Origin of the sequence: Corynebacterium jeikeium (genome assembly GCF_028609885.1) — a bacterium.
Lineage (GTDB): Bacteria > Actinomycetota > Actinomycetes > Mycobacteriales > Mycobacteriaceae > Corynebacterium > Corynebacterium jeikeium.
The window spans coordinates 63,593-82,870 of the sequence record NZ_CP063195.1 but is presented as its reverse complement, the minus strand read 5'-3'; the positions used below and the strand labels follow the sequence as shown (position 1 = coordinate 82,870).

The following is a 19,278-nucleotide window of genomic DNA, read 5'->3' as shown; positions in this document are numbered from 1 at the left end:
GTGTGTGACCGAAGTCACGCTGAACTGCAATAATCGTCATGCATTACTCACATTTTGATACATACTTTAACGCGCAGCAGCCTGAATGATCTTGGTTTCTTCGAAAGCTCCACAAGTTTTTGCGCAGTTAGGGATAATTGCGCCCATGACGAACCAGCCTTCCAACAACTCCTCTACCTCCGCTGACGCTTCCGTGCGCACCCTGCTGCCGCTGACTACGGCACCGGGCGCAGCCACTCTCACCGCCACCCCGGTGGAAGATCCCGCCACCGCCTACAAGACCCTCCTCTCCCCCATCCAGGTCGGCAAGACCACCTTCCGCAACCGCGTGATCATGGGCTCTATGCACACCGGCCTGGAGGATTCCATCGAGGACGTGCCGAAGCTCGCGGCTTTTTATGCCGCCCGCGCCGAAGGTGGCGTGGCCGCGATGGTCACTGGCGGCTACCCGCCGGTCCTGGAAGGCAACCTGACCCCCTACGGCACTCCGTTTAACACCCCGGAGATCGCCGAGGCTCACCGCGAGATCACCGACGCAGTGCACGCCGGTGGCGCGAAGATCCTGCTGCAGCTGCTACACGCCGGCCGCTATGGCTACCACCCGATGGCGGAGTCCGCCTCCGCCTCGCAGTCGCCGATTAGCCCCTTCCCCGCCCGCGAGATCGCGACCGAGAACGTTGAAAAGCTTGTTGACGCCTACGCCGCCTCCGCCGCCCTCGCCGCTGACGCAGGCTACGACGGCGTGCAGGTGATGGGCTCCGAGGGCTACCTGATTAACCAGTTCCTCGCGGAGCGCACGAACCAGCGCACCGACAAATGGGGAGGCTCCGTGGAAAATCGCCAGCGCTTCCCCGTGGAGATCATTAAGGCCATCCGCGCAAAGGTACCGGAGGACTTCGTGATCGACTACCGCATCTCCGTGCTGGAGCTGGTCGAGGGCGGCCAGAGCCAGGAGGAGATCCTGCAGCTGGCTAAGAAGATCGAGGAGGCCGGCGCTGACCTGCTGAGCTCCGGTGTGGGCTGGCACGAGGCGCAGATCCCGACCATCGTGACCTCCGTGCCCCGCGGCGCCTTCGCCTGGGCAACCCAGAAGGTGCGCGAGCACGTGAACATCCCCGTGGTGGCCTCCAACCGCATCAACACCCCGGAGGTTGCCGAGGCCATCCTCGACGGCAGCTGGGACGGCGGCAACGGCGAACCCGCCGGGACCCCGCAGGCGGATTTGGTCTCCATGGCTCGCCCACTGCTGGCCGACCCGGAGTTCGTCAACCGCGCGGCACGTGGCTTGAATACCGAGATCAACCACTGCATCGCCTGTAACCAGGCCTGTCTGGACCACACCTTCGAGAACAAGCGCGCGACTTGCCTGGTTAACCCGCGCGCCGCCTACGAGACTGAGCTGGAATTGCTGCCTGCCCAAGGCACCAAGAAGGTCGGCGTAATCGGCGGTGGCGTAGCCGGACTCTTCGCCGCCGAGGCACTAGCACTGCGCGGCCACGATGTCACCATCTTCGAGGCGGCTGACACCCTGGGCGGCCAGTTCAACCTGGCGATGCGCGTGCCTGGCAAGGAGGAGTTCGTGCAAGCCCTATACGCCGTGGTCAACCGCCTAGAGGCCCTGAAGGTGAACATCTCCACCGGTAAGGCCGTTACCCCGGAGGAACTTAAGGCCGAGGGCTTCGAGGAAGTTGTTGTGGCCACGGGCGTGCGCCCCCGCATCCCAGAGTTCCCGGGCGTGACTGAGGGGCTGGAAGGCAAGATCGACGGCGTGACCGTCGCCACCTACGCCGAACTGATCTCCGGAAAGAAGGCGCCGGGCGAGTACGTAGCCGTCATCGGCGCCGGCGGCATCGGCTATGACGTCGCGGAGTTTCTACTGGAGGACCGCCAGGGCGCACCACAGTCCCTGACCTCCTGGAACAGCCAATGGGGTGTGGTCGAGGACTCGGATGTGCACGGCAACCTCTCCTCCCCGCAGCCGGAGCGTCCGCAGCGCCGCGTGGTGATGCTGCAGCGCAAGCCGACCCGCATGGGCCGCACGCTGGGCAAGACGACCGGCTGGGTTCACCGCGCGGCGGTGGCCATGGGCGGTACCGAGCAGATCGTGGGAGTGACTTACGAGAAGATCGATTCCGATGGTCTGCACATCACCGTCCCTGTGGAGGACCCGCAGGTAACGCTGAAGAAGATCAAGCAGATCAAGTCCGGCACTTTCGAGGGCCGCACACTGGATCGCGCCGAAAAGCAGGAGCTGCTGAAGCAGATCGAGCGCGAGACCAAGGAGAACCGCGAGGAGCGCATTATCAACGTAGACACGGTCGTGCTGTGCACGGGCCAGGAGTCCGTGCGCCCGGAGGGTGCCGAGAAGAACGATGCCGAGCAGGACAGCACCTCTAACGTCCACATCATCGGTGGCGCAGACGTCGCCGCGGAGCTGGACGCCAAGCGTGCCATCCGCCAGGCCGTGGAGCTAGCCGCGCGACTCTAGGGACTCTAAAGCACAGGCTTACCCGGACTGGGCTACCCGGATTAGGCTACCCAAGAGGGTTAGCTTCCGCGGGCGGCTCCACCACTCGGTCATCGACCATGCCGATGGCTTGCATCAACGCATAGCAGGTAGTGGGACCGACAAACTGGAACCCCCGGCGCTTCAGTTCTTTCGCCAGTGCCCTCGATTCCGGCGAGGACGAAGGCACCCCATCCAGCGATGTCGGTCGGGAGTGCTCCGCCGGGGTGAACGACCATACGAGCACCGGCAGCCCCGGTGCTAACCGGTTGGCCGCCCCGCCCAGAACCTCGCGCGCGGGCGAATCCCCCGGTAGTTTCTGAAATTCCTCCGCTCGGCGCAGCTCCAGCGTCGCCTTGGCGTTTTCGTAAAGTGACTCGTGCTTGCGGGCATTCCGGATCAAGCGTTCGTCCTGCAAAGCGGCACGCCTTTGGGGCTCGCTCATTTCGGCGATGCGCTGGGCGTCAAAAAGAAAGAAGACAGAGCGAAAGTCCCGCCGCTTGCGCAGAATGGTGGCCCACGACAGCCCGGATTGGAAACCTTCGAGGGCGATGCGCTCCAGCAACCCATGCTCGGTAATGACCGGACGGCCCCACTCGTTGTCGTAGTAGTCCAGCTCAATCTCGCTGCGGTAGGCCCACGGCGGGCGCGCGACCCCCGATTCATCGACGAGCTGCCCGGTGCTGGTGGTGAGAAGCTGGCCTTCCATCGGGTTCCTTTCAACTACTGCCAGACACAGGCGACAAACATGTGACATGAAGTCTGGCGTACGGGGATCTGAAGTGCGGAATTTGGAGTGCGCCCGCGAGCGCTGGTAGACATTCAACAGCGTAACTAAAAGGTTGGACGGACACCGGGCACCGAAGCGACCACCCCCATCCATACAGCGGGGTTATCCACAATCAATTCCGACTGTGTATAACCCTGCTTGAGGGTGGAACAAAAGGGGCTTAACTGGCGTTATACCCCTGGAATAGGGTCAGCCTTAAAGCGGGGGATCCACGTGACTAAGCTGAAGGTAACCCAACAGTTTCGACTCTCCATTCCTCTTATTCTTTAAGTTTTTGTAGGGCTTCACACAGCTCTGCAGAAGTCATGCAGGATTTCGCCACCCAAATTCTGCCGATGTCGCTTTCCTAAATATGCAGCTAAAACAGCACGAACCACCGAGAAATACGAACCGGAGAAGACCGATGGAAGACAAGCAAGGAGACACGGGCACATTCCGGGCCGTATCCGTCCAGCGTGGCGGCTTCGTGGACGAGACTGGCGCTCCGGCTGTGGCCCCACAGAAAAAAGGCCCCCAACCGACGGTTGAGGTGCCTCTGCAGGAAGAGCCTAAGAGTGGACCCTTACGGTCTTATTTCTTTATCGGCGCGCTGATTTTTATCATCTGCGCTTTGGTTATCCTGCTGCTCGTAATGTGGCTGGACCTTGGCCTTGAAAACGAAAGTACGCGCCTGGGGGGAAGCACGCTTTCTATGTTGCTAGTGGATTAAGCTCCAGATCCAGCCAGTAACAGCAAGCTGCTACTGGCGGTTACCTACTTCTTCCGGTTTCCGGTAACCAAGCCAACGATGAAGAGCAGGATGCAGGCTCCCAGCAGGCAGGTCAGGAAGCTCCAGAACTTGCCGCCACTACCGACTCCCAGCAGGCCGAGCACCCAGCCGCCCAGGAAGCCGCCGATAATGCCGACGACGATGTTCAGAAACAGACCCATCTGCTCATCGGTGCCCATGATCTTGGAGCCAATCCAGCCAGCCAGGCCACCGATAATGATCCAACCAAACATGCCCAGCGGCGGCACTGCAGAGCCTTCGGCGAGCAGGAAAGTGTTTGCTGCAAAAGTTTCAGTAATCATGTTCCCCACCCTACCGACCACAAGCTGGGATTTCTACAGTCTCGCCATACAACTAACCAGCTTGTTCCAATCCAATTGGCAGCTTCTTCACATAAATGTATAGTCACATTCGTGAATCGATCTCTTAGCTCCTTCTTGTCTTCCTTTCAGCGCATTGCTGTAACTCTGTCATTGGTGCTGGCCACTGCGTTCGGCGCCGCAGGCGTGGCCGCATACAACGCACCTAAGGCAGATGCAGCCCCGCAGGGCTCCATCCCTCAGCTGCCGCCACTGCCCCAGCTTCCTCCCATGCCGCAGCTGCCCGAGCTACCACCGCTGCCAGCCGGTTCGGCTGACCTGCAGCGCATGCTCCAGCCCCCGGCTGCGGGTCAGCCGGCTGGCCCGCAGCGCGTCAACACCGCCAAGCCCGCCCCGCGCGTCGGCAACGGCCACCAGACCAACGTGTACACCCGTTCCGCTGGCTACAACCGCCGCTACATCCTGGAGATGCCAACGCACTACAACCCAGCACGCCCCACTCCGGTGATCTTCGGCTTCGACGGCTGGCGTGATACCCCGGAAAACTTCCGCCGTTACTCCCGCCTGTACGAGACTGGCGCTCGCCAGCAGGCCATCAAGATCTTCCCGGAGTCCATCAACCACGGCTGGGAAGGTGCCCCTTACGCAGTTGTGAAGGGCGGTACGGACCTGAAGTTCATCCTGCAGATCATCGATGAGATCGACCGCACCTACAACATTGACCGTGGTCGCATTTACGCCACCGGCCACTCCAACGGTGGCGGTATGACCGCCGTCGTAGCTTGCCACCTACCGCACGTCTTCGCCGCAGCTGCTGCTGTCGGCGGCGCCTACTACGACCCAGTAAACATGGGCTGCAAGAACCGCGCGATCCCGTTCCTGATCATGCACGGTCGTGGCGACACGATGATGAAGATCAACGGCGGCTACCGTCACAACGGCGCCCACTACCTGGCCGTTCGTGACCTGGTGGGCAGCTACGCGAAGCGTAACGGCTGCGCTAACGCGCCGCGAGTCACCCGCATTCCTGGCGGCGAGCGCCACGTATTCCCCTGCGCCCGCAAGGAGCTACAGCTGATCCTGAATCCGCAGAACCACACCTGGAACCGCGTTCCGGATGCCTCCCAGGAGGTCTGGAACTTCCTGTCGCGCCAGCGCCTCTAGTTGGATTAGCTAACCAGCCGGCGCCTTAGCCCTCCAGCTGGGCCGCTAGCCAATCTCGGAGCACAACCGCATGGTTGTGCTCTTTTTCTTTCGCGGCATAAAGCAACAAAAGCTCCGGAGCGTCTTCTTCGGCCGCCCATTCCCGGTAGTCGCGCAATTCAGTCAGCGCATCGTCCAATTCCCCTGCAGCTTTTCGTTCCTCCAGCTCTGCTACGTACTGCTCGCGGAAGGCAGAAAAGTCCAAGCCATTGTGGAATTCTCGGCGTAGATCGCTGCTCGGCGTTAGTTCTTTCAGCCAACCGGCCAAACCCAGGCTTTCTTTCTTGACGCCCCTCGGCCACAACCTGTCCACTAAGTACAGGCCCTGGCGCTTTCGATCGCGCCAGTTGTACACCCGGTCGATGTCCATTGATTCTCTCCTTAGCGCTTGAGCTCGCCCCTTAAACGGGGCCTTAAGCTAGACCCCAAGCTAGTCCTCAAGTGCGAGTCCCAGAATCTCTTTAGCCCTTTGAGGGAGTGCTCCGGAACTAGGGCTCAGGCGAAACGCCCGAGGCAGCGCAGAGCTTCGTCGTACATACCTTGCACGACCTCGCCTGCGGGCACCTCTGCCCGCAGCAACTCCACGCCCTGCCCCGCGTGCAGCTTCAACTCGTCTGCAAAGTCCCCACCCTCAGCGCGAGCTGCGATCAGTTCCTCGTCGGTAACCTCCCCCGCTTCGGACAGCGGGCGGTACACATCCACGAATGCATTGCGAACGGTGCGGGTGGGCCACTGTTCGGTATCCCACTTCTGCTTTTCCGCGCGGTCGTAAATATCGGTCAGGACAGTGCGGCTGGCCGTGGCCTTGATTGCGGCCTGTCGCAGTTCCGGTGCCCCGAGGGCTTCCGGGGAGGCCAGCAGTGCGGTGCCAACCCACGCTGCGTCGGCGCCTGCTACCAATACAGAGGCCACGCCCCTACCGGTGGCGATGCCGCCTGCCGCAGCGATCGGTACGCCGGGCGCGTTGACCTGCATGTATTCCATAACGATTTGCAGCAAAGGCAGGGTACCGATGCGCCCGGTATGCCCACCTGCGTCCGTTCCTTGTACGCATACAGCGTCCACGCCTGCAGCCAGCGCCTGGCGCAACTGCGCCATGGTGTTGATTGGGGCGACGACGGAGATTCCAGCCTGGTGGGCGCGGTCCACGTACGGCTTAGGGTCACCGAAGCCCAAGCTCACCACCGTCGGCTTAGCCTCCAGCACGGCTTCGAACTGAGCCGGGTTATCTTCCAGCGCCCACACCATAAGGCCGATTCCATAGGGGCCGGCCTCTGCGGCAATACGTGCGTTCTCCAGGATCCATTCGGGTTTGGTCCCAGCGCCTGCGCCAAACATTCCCAATCCACCAGCGCGGCTGACGGCGGCCGCTAGGTTGCCGTCGGAACGTCCCGCCATCGGCGCGCCGATGATGGGCTTATCGATTCCCCACAGTCTGGTTAACCGGGTATCGATGCGTTCAACCATGGAACACATGCCTCCTAATGGTCTTGGGTCTAAAGGTCTCGAGTCCGCAGAAAGGTTAGGTCTGGTTGCCACACTAGTCCTACCTCTAATTCAATTGCGAAACTACTCCCCTTCACCGGCGTAGAGTTGACGGTATGTCGAAGAAGAATCAGCTCAACAAACTCAAGCCCACCACTTCCCTGAAGCCCGCCAAGGATGTCAACACCGCATCCGTCGTCATCACTGGCCTAGTCGGCGGCTGGCTGACCGCCCGCGAGACCGGTATTCGCCCGCTCGGCGGCGTGATTCTAGCTGCCGCAGGTGGCTACGCCGCCCGTTCTTGGAACGCCAAGGCTGGCGCGGGAGTTGCCGCAGGCCTGACCGCCGGATACATCGCCGCGTTTGGTCTATCCCACCCACTGGCCAAGAGGATCGGCGCCTGGCCTGCCGTTCTGACCGTCACCACCGCCACGGCTGGCGCTGCGTGCGTCCTGTCCGACCTGCGGTAACGAGCTCTGTTCTTGGAGCTCTTTAGAATATTGACGCCACAGCCTGGCCCACCACAGCCTGAGCCATCGCCTCTAGCTCCGCCAGGTGGGGCTCGATATCTCCCGTGAACTCGACAGGTTCGGCCACCGTTTCCCATTCCAGCCCCGTAAGGATGGAACGCATGGCCTTTTCCGCGCCTGTCGTATCGTAACCACCCCGGATCCACCAGCTGGTCGGGGTGGCTTTCTTTTCTTCGAGGACGGGTACGTAGACCGTGTCGAAGTAGTGCTTCAAGGCTCCGGAGATGTAGCCGAAGTTAGCGGTGGTTCCCAAGATGACGGCATCTGCCCCGCGGAGCTCCTCCACGTCCGGGTCCAGGGCCTGGCGTTCCAGCACCTGAACGGCGGGCAGGCCTGCGCCCTCGCCTGGCTCCCCGCCTGCGGCTTCGCCCAGCTCCGCATTCACCTCCTCCGCGGCGGCGCGTGCTGCCGCGAGTACCGTGTCGGCAAGTTTCTGCGCCTTCTCGGTCGGGCTGTGGTGGACGACGAGGATCTTTATTGATTTTTCGCTGGTAGCGTTCTCGCTCATGGATTCAACGCTACCGATCCTGCAGGGATGGGTTGGGCATTCGCGGCAAAGCAAAGCGTGGGCGTCCAAAAATAGTTAGTCTGGGGAACATGAATGCAGCACCGATTATCCTTCCATATCAGGGCAAAGTGCCGAGGATCCACCGCAGCGCGATGATCTCCCCTGGCGTGACGATCATCGGGGATGTGGAAATCGGGGCGGATTCCTCCGTGTTTTACGGGTGCGTACTCCGTGGCGACGTAGGCGCGATCCGTATCGGCAAGCGGACGAACGTGCAGGATAACTCCGTGATGCACGTGGAACGCGGGCAGGAATGCGTGCTGGAGGACGACGTGACAATCGGTCACCAGGCATTGATCCACTCTTCGCACGTGGGGGCGGGCACCCTGATTGGCATGCAATCCGCACTGCTATCGGGTTCCACTATCGGAGGCGGCAGCCTCGTCGCCGCGGGCGCAGTAGTGCTGGAAGGGCAACAGATTCCGGCGGGGTTCTTGGCCGCAGGCCTGCCCGCGAAGGTGCGTCGGGAGCTGACGGAGGAAGAGCGGCAGGGCTTCATTGCCCACGCGGCGCGCTATGTAGATACCGCCCGCAACCAGGCCAGTGCTGCAGAGGCGCTGTCTTTGGAGGACGTGTACTTCGAGTAGCCTCTCCCGGCCCCTAGAGTGACCGCCGTCGCAGCTTTAGACCTTCTCGGGTGAGTCGTTTCGATATTTTTCCCGCTGGTCAATAGACTTATCCGAGTTATGGCACAGGGAAATTCTTCGGCGGACGACAGCGCAGCCAAAAAGGCAGAGCAGTCGGACGCCACAAAAGTTAAGCAACCGGCGGGGCCAAGCACTACAAACAAGGGTTCCTCCGGTAAGTCCGGCGCATCGCCTAGCCTGATGCGCTATGACATCGAAGGGCTCCGCGGCCTAGCCATCGGCCTGGTCGTGATCTTCCACGTTTTCGTCGGCAAGGTTAGTTCCGGCGTGGACGTGTTCTTGCTACTCGGCGGCATCTTCTTCTTCGGCAGCCAGCTGCGCAACGCGCAGAACCCGAAGGGGCTCACCTTCATTCAGTCGCTGATTCGCATCATCCGGCGACTATTCCCACTACTCGCAGTGGTGGTCGCTAGCGTATTGGCGGCTTCGCTACTTCTAATGAACCGCCTGGTGCATGTCCAGATGGCAAAGGACGCAGTAGCTTCCCTGGGCTACTACATCAACTGGCAGCTCGCGTACTCCGGCCGCGAGTACACCTCTGTACGTACAACTGTCAGCCCATTCCAGCACCTGTGGTCCATGTCTGCGCAGCTGCAGATCTACGCAGGGTCTCTGCTGGTCGTTACCGTACTTGCCCTGGTCTTCCGGAAGTACGCGCGTCAGGCCCTGCTGGTTGTGCTGACCGCCGCGACGGTGCTCTCTTTCGCCTACGCCACGTACTTCCACTTTGAAGACCAGACCGTTAATTACTACTCCACGCTGAGTCGTTTCTGGGAGATCGGCCTGGGTGGCCTGTTGGGCATGCTGCTGCTGCGCCGCGACGCGAACGGCAACCCCGTGCTGCGTCCGTTGGGTCGATGGACCCGCACCGTGATGGGCATCCTCGGCCTCGGCATGATCATCAGCACCGGCCTCTTCCTGGACGGCGCGGACCAGTTCCCCGGACCGTGGACGCTCATCCCGCTGGTAGGTGCACTGCTGGTGGTTCTTTCCGGCCACTCCGGCGAACCAGTCGGCGTAACTCGCCTACTGTTGACGCGCCCCTTCCAGTTCCTGGGCCGCATCAGCTACGCCCTATACGTCTGGCACTGGCCGATTCTGGTGCTCTGCGTCTACTACTTCAACGTCCCGAAGGTCAGCCCCGCCCTCGGCGCGGGCGTGATCGCGGGCAGCGTAGTGCTGGCCTGGCTCTCTAACAAGCTGATCGAACGCCCCCTGCGCCAGGGGAAGAAGCCCGAGCGTAACTGGGTACTGCTCAGCCCGAAGTACTGGGCAAAGTCCCTGTCCGCTTGGCCGAAGGCCGTCTATGCCGTGCTGATTCTGGTGCTCGCTGGAGCCGTGGTGGCGTCACCACAATATTTGCAACACCGCGAGGATGTGAACAGCGAACAGCTGTGGGACCTGGCCGCAGATAGGTCGATCTACCCCGGCGCGGCAAGCTTCCTGGTGAACGCCCCCGTGCCAGAGAATATGCCGATCGTGCCACCGCTGGAGGACTTCCACGCACTGCTGCCGCAGACGCAACCGGATGGTTGCCAGATTGGCTTCGATAGCGATGCGTTGATTCTGACGAAGAACTTCAACCGTTCCGACGAGGAATGCGCATATGGCGACATCAACTCCGACAAGACGATTTATGTGATCGGCGGCTCGCACTCCGAGCACTACATTCCGGCGCTGGACATCGTGGGCCGCAACCGGCACGTGAAGATGATCCCGCTGCTGAAGATGGGCTGCCCGGTAAACGCCAAGATCACGCGCGTCAATGGCGACGAGTACCCCACCTGTATTAGCTGGTCGGAGAAGGTCGTGGACTACATCAAGGAGAACCCACCAACAGAGGGCATCTTCATGACGGGTACGCGCCCGTCTTCGATCGGCGGCGCTGGCCCGGAGCAGGTGCCGCAGGAGTACAAGGACCTGGTGCAGAGCTTCACGGACCAGGGCATCCACAGCTGGCTGATGCGTGATAACCCGTGGCAGACCACCCCCGAGGGCGCACCCCGCGACATGCGCGCCTGCGTAGCCGAAATGATGGAAGGCAAGCAGGGCGAGGTTGCAGAAGACGAGGACTTCCCCGGCCTGGCCAACCCCGGCCGCCCGAACTTCGATGAGGTGCTGGCCATCAACGCCGAGTGTGGCCAGAGTGTTTGGGATTCTCTGCTTCCTGTGGATCCTTCCATCGAGGCGTACAAGGGTATGGACGTGACGCTCATGGACCTGACGGCCGCAATTTGCCGCGAGGATTGGTGCCCGTCCATCATCGGCAACATGGCGGTCTACCGCGATGCGCACCACTTCAACAACATCTTCGCGGAGACGCTGGCTCCGGAGATCGAGGCGCAGATGTTCGACCCGAACCACAAGATCCCGCCGATGAACGCCGGCCTGATGCCGAAGAATAGCCAGCCGGCTCCTCCGAATCCGCAGAACTAGCGGGGCTGTAGTAGGTCTCTAGCGGGGCTGACTCAGCGCCGCTCTAGGCGCCCTCCGCCGCCTCCACCAGCAGCGGCGCCCCGTTCGCTGCGGTCGTGCGCAGCGACCACGTGCACATATCCGTCAGGTCGGTGCGCGCAGGTGAGATCTCCACGATGGGCGTACCGCGCCGGGCCGCGATCGCGGGCAGGCCTGCGGCGGGCCACACCACTCCCGACGTGCCAATGATCACCACCAGATCCGCCGCCCGCATTGCCTCCTCGGCTGCCTCCCACTCCCGGTGCGGCAGCGGCTCGCCGAACCACACCACTCCCGGCCGCACCGGATTCCCGCACAGTGAGCACGTCGGTGGTGTGGCGCGCTCCACCTGTTTCTCGGGCAGCTCGGGCATGCGCGCGGGCTTGCTACAAATGCTGCAGCGATAGCGAAACAGGCTGCCATGCAGGTGCGCCACGTTCTTACTGCCGCCACGCTCGTGCAGGTCGTCGATGTTTTGGGTTGTTACGTGTACGGTGACGCCCCCTCGTGCCGCCCACTCACCTATCGCCCGGTGCCCCGCGTTTGCCTCTGCGCGGCGGCATAGCACCGCCCGCCACAGATACCAGGCAAGCATGGACTCGGGATCCTTCGCCCAAGAATCCAAAGTGGCCATCGCCTGGGGATCTACATGCGACCAGATGCCGGTCTGCGCGTCGCGAAAGGTATCCAAACCGGAATCGGCGGACATGCCCGCCCCGGTGAACACTTCCACATACTTGGCGCGGCGCACTGCGGCGACAAGATCCTCCGGCAGATCCTCCAACTTCAGCGGCTGGAGATCGTCGGAGGTGGACTGCGGGCTGGCGATCACGTTGACCATGCCCCCACCCTAGCTGGAATAGTTAAGCTCAAAAGCCTAGCCGGCGTAAAAGAAGATTGCCTGGTAGGCTACGAAAAAGTTTCGACGCGCTGGAGGTAGATGAGTGAAAAGGATCAACGTAGTCGGTGCTGTTCTTGTCCGCGATGGCAAAGTTCTGGCAGCCCAGCGCAGCGAATCCATGTCTCTTCCACTGATGTGGGAATTTCCCGGTGGCAAGATTGAGCCAGGCGAAGCCCCTGTCGAAGCTCTGCGACGCGAGCTTAAAGAAGAGCTCCTGTGCGACGCGATCGTGGGCGACCATGTCGAAACGACCGAGCACAACTACGGCTTCGGCACCGTAATCCTCAGCACGTTCTTCTGCACCCTTAACGGCGAGGATCCCCAAATCACGGAACATGCGGAAATTCGGTGGGTTAGCGTTAGCGATCTCCTCGATCTCGAGTGGGCCCCGGCTGACATCCCAGCCGTCCAAAAGATCGTTCAGAAACTCAGCTAGATAGCCGCGATTTAAAGGGACTAGCATGTCGGTTTTCGATTCGAAGGTGGGCCTAGATACAGCCTTCGGTTATCTGGATCGGAAAATTCAATCCAATCAGGTTTTTAACCCAACGCTGATTGCGAATACCGAAAACAACGACATGCTCCGCGCGATCAAGCACGAGCTGAAGAGCGCGCAAAGTTTCGACTTTTCAATCGCCTTCATCACCTCCTCCGCATTAGCCCTCTTGAAACAGGACCTGCTCAACTTCGAGGGCCGTGGCCGAATCATCACCTCAACCTATCTTCAGTTCAATGAGCCTGCTGTCTTCAAAGAGCTTCTTCAACTGGGAAATGTGGAGGTCAGAGTCCTTAAGGATTCAGTCGATGCCTTCCACAGTAAAGGCTATGTTTTCGAGCATGCCGACGGCACCACAGCGATCATTGGTAGCTCGAATCTCACCCGGAATGCCCTGATCAGCAACACGGAATGGAATGTGCGCTTCTCGGCCATGCCGGATGGTGACATTGCCCTACAGGTTCGTGACGCAGTCGCGCGCCTAGAGGAACGTTCCAAACCACTGACTGCCGAGTGGATCGAAAGCTACGAAGAGTCATGGAAGCCGGTTCCTCAGCGCAACAAGCTCTTGGGCGAGAGTGGCGAAGTTATTCCCGTCGGCCGCATTCGGCCTAACGCTATGCAGTCGGAAGCCCTCGAGAAGATTAAGCAAATCCGGGAATCAAATGCCCGGCGCGCTGTAGTGATCTCTGCGACCGGTACGGGAAAGACGATTCTCGCTGCATTGAGCGTCCGCGAGGCGAAGCCCGAAAGAATGCTGTTTATCGTTCACCGCGAGCAGATTCTCGACAAAGCAATTCTGGAGTTCCAAAAAGTGCTGGAAGCTCCCGCGGAAGACTTCGGAAAGCTCGTCGGTTCAACACGCCAGCAAGACCGCAGGTACGTTTTCGCCAGCATCCAATCATTGTCGCGCGAAGAAAACCTGCAAGATTTCGATCCTGCTGCGTTTGACTTCATCATCGTCGACGAAGTCCACCGCGCCGGCGCCGAAACTTACTTACGCACTTTGGAACACTTCCAACCCGCTTTTCTCTTGGGCCTTACGGCGACGCCGGAACGTACCGACGGCTTTAACGTCTTTGAACTCTTTGACTACAACGTCGCCTACGAGATCCGTCTTCAGAAAGCCCTGGAATCAAAGATGCTTGCACCGTTCAGCTACTACGGTGTAACGGATTACATCGATGAACAGGGAAAAACTATTGAAGAAACGAGCTCGCTATCGAAACTGCTCTCCACCGAGCGAGTCAAGCATCTACGTGAAATGCTCACCATCTACGGTCGAGCGGATAAGGTCACGGGCCTCATGTTTTGCTCGTCGCGAAAGGAAGCGACGGAGCTTTCCACCTTGCTCAATGAAGAATCAGTTTTCGGCCATCGTCTTCGCACCAAGGCACTAACCGGCAAGGATTCCCCACAGACCCGCAACGCCGTAATCAAGGAACTCGAGGATGGCGAGTTGGACTATGTGCTGACCGTCGACATCTTCAACGAGGGCATCGACATTCCAGCTGTTAACCAAGTGGTGATGCTGCGGAATACCGAGTCCTCCATTATTTTTACTCAACAACTCGGCCGCGGACTGCGCAAAGCGGACGGCAAGGATCACCTCCGAGTGATCGATTTCATCGGCAATTACAAGAACAATTTCCTAGTTCCGATTGCCCTATTTGGAGATAGCTCCTTGAATAAGGACGTTATCCGCAAACGCTTGCGTGATGCCGACGAATCAGGCTCTATCGCCGGAATCAGCAGCATTAGTTTCGACAAGATTTCCGAACAGCGGGTTCTCGAAAGTCTGGCTCAGACCAGCCTGGATACTCTCCACCAGCTGAAGCAGTCATTCTCCGACTTGGAGTTTCGGCTGGGGCGCCAGCCCTGGCGTATAGACTTTGCCATTCAGGACACCGTTCAACCCACGATCATCGCTACGGCGAAATCTGCCAACTACTGGGACTTCCTCATCCGTGCGAAGAAGGAAACCCAAGTCCCATCCACGGAGCAAAGCGCTTTCCTTACATTTCTCGACAATGAGCTGCTCAATGGCCTAAGGCCGCACGAACTCCTACTCCTAAGACAGCTGCTTGAACAGGATCGAGTTTCTGTGGAGGATCTCCGCGCGCTATTGAAGCGTTACAGTCCGCGACAAGCAGAACAGGGTTTGGACACTCTTACGCTGAAGTCTGTCTCCAGGATTTTGGACTTAAGCTTCTTCACGCAGAATGAGAAAGCCAAATATGGCAATCTCCCTCTCGCTACTTTTGAGAAAGACATCTTCACAATCAGCAAGAAGCTGCGGAATAATTACGACTCTTCGTCTCTTTTTGCCCATCACGTACGCGATTCCATCGAGACCGGTCTGTGCACCAATCGCGAGTCCTACGCATTTCAGGGACGCATGCTCCCCGGTAAACAATATTCCCGCAAAGATGTCTGCCGCATGCTGAACTGGGAAAACAACCAGTATTCCACCATGTATGGATACGCCGCTAACGAAGATACGAAGACGTGCCCGATTTTCATCACCTATCACAAGGCTGACGATGTTTCGGATTCCACTAAGTACGAGGATAAGTTCGATAGCCCATCAGTAATCAGCTGGTTCTCAAAGTCCAACCGACGCCTAAACAGCAAAATTGAGCAGCGTATTGTCTCCGGCGAATATGCTCTAGAAGTCTTCGTTAAAAAGGACGATGCCGAAGGAAACGACTTTCACTACCTAGGCCAAGCTCATTCCCGTGATGCGGTAGAAACCACCATTCCAACAGCTAAGAAGCCAATGCCGATCGTGAATATGCGCCTAGACCTGATGCAACCCGTTTCCCCGGGTCTTTACGAGTACTTCACTCGCCACCCCTCCACCAACTGAAGTTTTCAGGCGCGCAGCCCACGCAGTCCTCTATAGTCAGTTGCATAAGCGCGCCCACTGCCGACGTGGGCGTCAATAAGAAAAACTCGCAGAAAGGCCAGCAACGCCATGATCGTCACTACCACCAACAACGTCGAGGGCCACACCATCGGCCAGTACCTGCGCATCGTCTCGGGCGAGACGGTTGCCGGTATCAACATGTTCAAGGACATCGGCGCGGGCTTCCGCAACATCACCGGTGGCCGCTCCTCCGCATACGAGGGCGAGATCCTGCAGGCCCGCGAGACCGCGCTGAAGGAGATGGTGGATCGCGCGCTGGAGATGGGCGCGCACGGCATCGTCGGCGTGGACGTGGACTACGAGTCCCTGGGGCAGGGCGGCATGGTGATGGTCAGCGCGACCGGCACCGCCGTCACCTTCCAGTAGCTCCTGGTTGCCGGGGTTAGCCCGGCGAGACTGACCCGCCGAGCATCCCGAGCGCCAAATCTTAGACCTGGTCGAGCGGGCGGATCATGATGGACTCCACGTCCATGTGGCGGGGGCGATCCGCGACCCAGCGGATAGCCTCGCCGATGTCCTCTGCCTGCAGGTTTAGCTTATCCGCGTAAACCTCCTCGGCGCGCTCGGCATCGCCCTTGAAGCGGTTCAGGCTGAAGTCAGTGGCCACCCGGCCCGGATCGACCTGGCATACGCGCACGCCCGCCTCGGCGAATTCCATGCGCATCACGTCGGTAAGCGCGGTCTGCCCGAACTTCGCCGCGTTGTAACCCGCACCCCCGCGGTAGGCGCCGCGACCGGCGACGGAAACCACATTGATAACCTGCGGCGCGTCCGCCACCTGCAGCTGATCGAATAGTGCGCGCGTGACTTCCAGGGTGCCCATCACGTTCGCCTCGAACATCCAGCGCCAATCCTCCGGATCGGCTTCCAGCACAGGATCGAGCCCCCGCGCGCCACCTGCGTTGTTGACCAGTAGGTCTATCTTGGAGCCCGTCAGCTCGGCTAGCGCTGCGGTGAAGTTATCTATTGACGCCCTATCCGTCACATCGAGCACAAGAGGCGTAGCCTTACCGCCCTCCTGAGCGATCGCTTGCGCTACCTGCTCTAACTTTTCTGCACGGCGCGCGGCCAGCACCACGTGCCAACCATCGGCGGCCAACAGCTTCGCGGTAGCCTCGCCGATGCCCGCACTCGCGCCGGTGACGACGGCGACGCGGGAGTTGGTGGGTGGGGTGGACGTAGCCTGTGCATTCGTGGCCTGTGCATTCGTGAACTCTGCATTAGTAGAACTCATGAATTCCAATGTAGCGACCAAGCACAGGCCGCGGGGGCTGTTTAGTTTTGGCTGGAGGCAATCCCTGCAGAACACTGCAATAGAGAAAGCTATGCATTAACCTTTTCCGTTAGCAAAGGTTATGGCATACCCTTAAGGAATTCTTATGACTAATAACTACGGAGGCGGTTACCCCGGATCCGGAGACGGTTCCCAGAACAACCCAGGCCAGAATCCGAATCAGCCCCAGAATCCCTTTGGTCAACAGGGCTACGGAAATCAGCAGTTCCCGGGCGGCCAGAACCAAGGCCAACAGGGGCAGCCAGGCCAGCAGGGCTACGGTCATCAGGCGTACGGCCAGCAGGGCCAGCCGAGTCAGCAGGGCTATGGCCAGCAAGGCTTCGGTCAACAGGGATACGGCAATCAGCAGTTCCCGAGTGGGCAGAACCAGGGCCAGCCGGGGCAAAACCCATTTAATGCGCAGCCCTATGGCGCTTATGGCCAGCCAGGCGGTGCCGGAGGTAACGGCGGCGGCAACGGTGGCAAGATCATCGGCATCATCGTCGCCGCGGTTGTCGTAATCGGCCTGATAGTTGGTGGTTACTTCCTTCTGGGCAAGGATGACGAAAAAAGCACGGATGCCTCCAGCTCTTCGTCTAGCTCCGAAGAGACCGGCTCGTCAGATGAGAGCAGCGAAAGCTCCTCCGAATCCAGCTCGGAATCCTCAACCTCGGAGACTTCGTCTTCTTCCAAGGAGCCCGCGAAGGCTGGCGATATTGGCGGCCCGGATAATTCGATGGACAAGACCTACGCCGACGCGATGCCCAAGAAGATCCAGGACCTGGTGTACGACTGCAAGAACGGCACCTACGAGCTAGCCCGCGATAACAACCGCAAGGTGAAGGGCATGCAGTGCACCGGCGTATGGGACTCCGCCTGGGAGTTCAAGAAGGTGGACTTCGTTAGTGATGCGAAGTTCATCCCCGAAGAGATGGACTACGTAAAGAAGAAGGGCGCTGAGATTTGGTCTGATGACCCGAACAACTTCGCAGGCTACCTCATTGATGGCTCCAAGCCGTTCGTCTTCGTAATGAATAAGTCCAAGGGCATCGCCATGGAGACCAAGATGTACTTCGAAGACGAGTCCACCCTGCAAGAGGCCCTCACCCAGCTGGGCTACAAGAAGCCTTAGTATCATCGCAAAGGAGATTTATCTCTCCCCCCGTTATCCCCCCCTAAATCGGTAGGAGAATAGCGAAACGGAACATCCCGCGGGGGTCGCGCCATTCGACCTACTGAGCGCCGCGGGAAGGCGCCCCTCATACAGCGAGGGCGCCATTTGCTCCCCGAGCCCGAAAAGCCGAAATCGACGTTTCTAGAGTTTTAAGGAACTACCCCTCATGACGAACAACAATCCCTTTGATAACCAGCCCAACCAGGGCGGCAATAACGGGGAGAACAACCCCTTCAACAACGGTTCATCCAACCCAGGTGACGAGACCACCCAGTGGGGCGCAAACCAGAACCAGCCGCAGGGCGGCCAGCAGTATGGCGCACAGCAGCCGCAGCCCGGGGGATATGGCCAGCCCGGTCCGCAAGGCGGGTACGGCCAGCCCGGTGCCAATGGTCAGCCTGGGCAGAACCCTTTTAACCAGGGCGGCTACGGTCAGTCCGGACAGCCCGGCCAGCCGGGCCAGAACCCCTTCGCTGGCGGTGCCGCCAGCTCTTACGGTCAAAACTTCAACTCCGGCGGAAACGGCGGGGGCACCGGAAAGGTTATCGGCATCATCGTTGCCCTTGCTGTCGTCATTGCCCTCGCAGTAGGCGGTTACTTCCTATTGGCAAAGGATGACGAAGGATCCGGCTCCGACGAGACCTCGACCTCCAAGTCCGAGGGCGCCGATGAATCCACCGAAGAAACCACGTCGGAAAGCAGCGAGGAATCCACCGAAGAGAGCTCCGAAGAGTCCACCTCCTCCGAGACTTCGAGTGCACCCAGCTCCTCCGCAGCAAAGAGGGGCGACGTCGGCGGCCCGGATGATTCCCTCCCCGCGACGTACAAGGATGCAATGCCGGAGAAGGTCAACGACCTCGTTAATAAGTGCCAAGACGGAACCTTCACCCTGAACTACTACGACTCCTCCAAGAAGTCCCGAAAGATGACCGGCGCGAACTGTAAGGGCGTGCGGGGTTCGGGCTGGGCCTACTGGAACGTGGACTTCATCAGCGACAAGGAGTACGTCGAGGTCAAGGAGAAGGAATTCAAGGATGGCGGCGCAACGATCGTCAACGATAAGTCGAACGAGTATGCCGGTTATGTGAAGGAACGGGGCAACACGATCGTGTTCATCTTCAACAAGGACAAGAATATCGTTCTAGAGTCCAAGCTCATCGCCCCGAAGCCCGGCGAGGTCAAGCAGGTATTCGACGAGCTTGGTTACTCCGGCGTGAGCGAGGACGCCTAACC

The 19,278-nt window shown here is 59.9% G+C and carries 18 protein-coding genes; 11 read left to right on the top strand and 7 right to left on the bottom strand.

Annotated elements, in window-relative coordinates:
* Positions 1–145 precede the first annotated feature (145 nt).
* Positions 146–2,488, top strand: coding sequence for an NADPH-dependent 2,4-dienoyl-CoA reductase (locus tag CJEIK_RS00400; RefSeq protein ID WP_115597304.1), 2,343 nt, complete (start codon positions 146–148; stop codon positions 2,486–2,488).
* 46 nt (positions 2,489–2,534) lie between these two features.
* Here CJEIK_RS00400 and CJEIK_RS00395 read toward each other — a convergent pair whose 3' ends face one another.
* On the bottom strand, positions 2,535–3,215 hold the full coding sequence (locus CJEIK_RS00395) for a DNA-3-methyladenine glycosylase I (protein WP_005292709.1): 681 nt from the start codon (positions 3,213–3,215) through the stop codon (positions 2,535–2,537).
* A gap of 484 nt (positions 3,216–3,699) precedes the next feature.
* Here CJEIK_RS00395 and CJEIK_RS00390 point away from each other — a divergent pair, with 484 nt between their 5' ends.
* Complete coding sequence (locus CJEIK_RS00390; protein WP_005292707.1) at positions 3,700–4,005, top strand: hypothetical protein; 306 nt, start codon at positions 3,700–3,702, stop codon at positions 4,003–4,005.
* Between the two features lie 44 nt (positions 4,006–4,049).
* Here CJEIK_RS00390 and CJEIK_RS00385 read toward each other — a convergent pair whose 3' ends face one another.
* Positions 4,050–4,367, bottom strand: coding sequence for a GlsB/YeaQ/YmgE family stress response membrane protein (locus tag CJEIK_RS00385; RefSeq protein WP_005292706.1), 318 nt, complete (start codon positions 4,365–4,367; stop codon positions 4,050–4,052).
* Positions 4,368–4,478: 111 nt separating this feature from the next.
* On the opposite strand from CJEIK_RS00385, the gene CJEIK_RS00380 reads away from it, so the two are divergent.
* Positions 4,479–5,549 (top strand): CE1 family esterase, encoded by a 1,071-nt coding sequence (locus CJEIK_RS00380; RefSeq protein WP_011272825.1) that lies wholly within the window; start codon positions 4,479–4,481, stop codon positions 5,547–5,549.
* Between the two features lie 25 nt (positions 5,550–5,574).
* On the opposite strand, the gene CJEIK_RS00375 is transcribed toward CJEIK_RS00380, so the two are convergent.
* Complete coding sequence (locus CJEIK_RS00375) at positions 5,575–5,958, bottom strand: DUF488 domain-containing protein (protein ID WP_005292702.1); 384 nt, start codon at positions 5,956–5,958, stop codon at positions 5,575–5,577.
* Between the two features lie 125 nt (positions 5,959–6,083).
* The gene (locus CJEIK_RS00370) at positions 6,084–7,055 is read right to left on the bottom strand and encodes an NAD(P)H-dependent flavin oxidoreductase (RefSeq protein ID WP_005292700.1); all 972 of its coding nucleotides are present in this window, start codon (positions 7,053–7,055) and stop codon (positions 6,084–6,086) included.
* Between the two features lie 134 nt (positions 7,056–7,189).
* On the opposite strand from CJEIK_RS00370, the gene CJEIK_RS00365 reads away from it, so the two are divergent.
* A complete protein-coding gene (locus tag CJEIK_RS00365; RefSeq protein WP_005292697.1) occupies positions 7,190–7,543 on the top strand; it encodes a hypothetical protein in 354 nt (117 codons plus the stop codon).
* Positions 7,544–7,565: 22 nt separating this feature from the next.
* Here the strand turns inward: CJEIK_RS00365 and CJEIK_RS00360 are convergent, their stop codons facing one another.
* Positions 7,566–8,111: a flavodoxin family protein gene (locus CJEIK_RS00360; protein ID WP_005292695.1), complete on the bottom strand. Its 546-nt coding sequence runs from the start codon at positions 8,109–8,111 to the stop codon at positions 7,566–7,568.
* 89 nt (positions 8,112–8,200) lie between these two features.
* Here CJEIK_RS00360 and CJEIK_RS00355 point away from each other — a divergent pair, with 89 nt between their 5' ends.
* Both CJEIK_RS00355 and CJEIK_RS00350 read left to right on the top strand, forming a co-directional pair.
* Positions 8,201–8,758, top strand: coding sequence for a gamma carbonic anhydrase family protein (locus CJEIK_RS00355; protein ID WP_005292693.1), 558 nt, complete (start codon positions 8,201–8,203; stop codon positions 8,756–8,758).
* 99 nt (positions 8,759–8,857) lie between these two features.
* A complete protein-coding gene (locus CJEIK_RS00350) occupies positions 8,858–11,254 on the top strand; it encodes an acyltransferase family protein (protein ID WP_011272822.1) in 2,397 nt (798 codons plus the stop codon).
* Between the two features lie 43 nt (positions 11,255–11,297).
* Here the strand turns inward: CJEIK_RS00350 and CJEIK_RS00345 are convergent, their stop codons facing one another.
* The gene (locus tag CJEIK_RS00345) at positions 11,298–12,113 is read right to left on the bottom strand and encodes an NAD-dependent deacylase (RefSeq protein ID WP_077536220.1); all 816 of its coding nucleotides are present in this window, start codon (positions 12,111–12,113) and stop codon (positions 11,298–11,300) included.
* A gap of 103 nt (positions 12,114–12,216) precedes the next feature.
* On the opposite strand from CJEIK_RS00345, the gene CJEIK_RS00340 reads away from it, so the two are divergent.
* From CJEIK_RS00340 to CJEIK_RS00330, 3 genes are all read left to right on the top strand, one after another.
* A complete protein-coding gene (locus CJEIK_RS00340) occupies positions 12,217–12,609 on the top strand; it encodes a (deoxy)nucleoside triphosphate pyrophosphohydrolase (protein ID WP_034964145.1) in 393 nt (130 codons plus the stop codon).
* Between the two features lie 25 nt (positions 12,610–12,634).
* Positions 12,635–15,538 carry a DUF3427 domain-containing protein gene (locus tag CJEIK_RS00335; RefSeq protein ID WP_005292688.1) on the top strand — a complete coding sequence of 968 codons (2,904 nt, stop codon included), beginning with the start codon at positions 12,635–12,637 and terminating at the stop codon, positions 15,536–15,538.
* A gap of 108 nt (positions 15,539–15,646) precedes the next feature.
* Complete coding sequence (locus tag CJEIK_RS00330; protein WP_005292686.1) at positions 15,647–15,964, top strand: YbjQ family protein; 318 nt, start codon at positions 15,647–15,649, stop codon at positions 15,962–15,964.
* 61 nt (positions 15,965–16,025) lie between these two features.
* On the opposite strand, the gene CJEIK_RS00325 is transcribed toward CJEIK_RS00330, so the two are convergent.
* Positions 16,026–16,832: an SDR family oxidoreductase gene (locus CJEIK_RS00325; protein WP_005292684.1), complete on the bottom strand. Its 807-nt coding sequence runs from the start codon at positions 16,830–16,832 to the stop codon at positions 16,026–16,028.
* Between the two features lie 145 nt (positions 16,833–16,977).
* Between CJEIK_RS00325 and CJEIK_RS00320 the strand changes: the two genes are divergently transcribed.
* Together CJEIK_RS00320 and CJEIK_RS00315 are read left to right on the top strand one after the other, a co-directional pair.
* The gene (locus tag CJEIK_RS00320) at positions 16,978–18,003 is read left to right on the top strand and encodes a hypothetical protein (protein ID WP_005292682.1); all 1,026 of its coding nucleotides are present in this window, start codon (positions 16,978–16,980) and stop codon (positions 18,001–18,003) included.
* 208 nt (positions 18,004–18,211) lie between these two features.
* On the top strand, positions 18,212–19,276 hold the full coding sequence (locus CJEIK_RS00315; RefSeq protein WP_005292680.1) for a hypothetical protein: 1,065 nt from the start codon (positions 18,212–18,214) through the stop codon (positions 19,274–19,276).
* The last annotated feature ends 2 nt before the right edge of the window (positions 19,277–19,278 follow it).

What these genes read in the sequence shown, in the direction of transcription:
- CJEIK_RS00400 (WP_115597304.1), top strand. Translation starts at nt 146, where the DNA reads ATGACGAACCAGCCTTCCAACAACTCCTCTACCTCCGCTGACGCTTCC.
- CJEIK_RS00395 (WP_005292709.1), bottom strand. Translation starts at nt 3,215, where the DNA reads ATGGAAGGCCAGCTTCTCACCACCAGCACCGGGCAGCTCGTCGATGAA.
- CJEIK_RS00390 (WP_005292707.1), top strand. Translation starts at nt 3,700, where the DNA reads ATGGAAGACAAGCAAGGAGACACGGGCACATTCCGGGCCGTATCCGTC.
- CJEIK_RS00385 (WP_005292706.1), bottom strand. Translation starts at nt 4,367, where the DNA reads ATGATTACTGAAACTTTTGCAGCAAACACTTTCCTGCTCGCCGAAGGC.
- CJEIK_RS00375 (WP_005292702.1), bottom strand. Translation starts at nt 5,958, where the DNA reads ATGGACATCGACCGGGTGTACAACTGGCGCGATCGAAAGCGCCAGGGC.
- CJEIK_RS00370 (WP_005292700.1), bottom strand. Translation starts at nt 7,055, where the DNA reads ATGGTTGAACGCATCGATACCCGGTTAACCAGACTGTGGGGAATCGAT.
- CJEIK_RS00365 (WP_005292697.1), top strand. Translation starts at nt 7,190, where the DNA reads ATGTCGAAGAAGAATCAGCTCAACAAACTCAAGCCCACCACTTCCCTG.
- CJEIK_RS00360 (WP_005292695.1), bottom strand. Translation starts at nt 8,111, where the DNA reads ATGAGCGAGAACGCTACCAGCGAAAAATCAATAAAGATCCTCGTCGTC.
- CJEIK_RS00355 (WP_005292693.1), top strand. Translation starts at nt 8,201, where the DNA reads ATGAATGCAGCACCGATTATCCTTCCATATCAGGGCAAAGTGCCGAGG.
- CJEIK_RS00350 (WP_011272822.1), top strand. Translation starts at nt 8,858, where the DNA reads ATGGCACAGGGAAATTCTTCGGCGGACGACAGCGCAGCCAAAAAGGCA.
- CJEIK_RS00345 (WP_077536220.1), bottom strand. Translation starts at nt 12,113, where the DNA reads ATGGTCAACGTGATCGCCAGCCCGCAGTCCACCTCCGACGATCTCCAG.
- CJEIK_RS00335 (WP_005292688.1), top strand. Translation starts at nt 12,635, where the DNA reads ATGTCGGTTTTCGATTCGAAGGTGGGCCTAGATACAGCCTTCGGTTAT.
- CJEIK_RS00330 (WP_005292686.1), top strand. Translation starts at nt 15,647, where the DNA reads ATGATCGTCACTACCACCAACAACGTCGAGGGCCACACCATCGGCCAG.
- CJEIK_RS00325 (WP_005292684.1), bottom strand. Translation starts at nt 16,832, where the DNA reads ATGAGTTCTACTAATGCAGAGTTCACGAATGCACAGGCCACGAATGCA.
- CJEIK_RS00320 (WP_005292682.1), top strand. Translation starts at nt 16,978, where the DNA reads ATGACTAATAACTACGGAGGCGGTTACCCCGGATCCGGAGACGGTTCC.
- CJEIK_RS00315 (WP_005292680.1), top strand. Translation starts at nt 18,212, where the DNA reads ATGACGAACAACAATCCCTTTGATAACCAGCCCAACCAGGGCGGCAAT.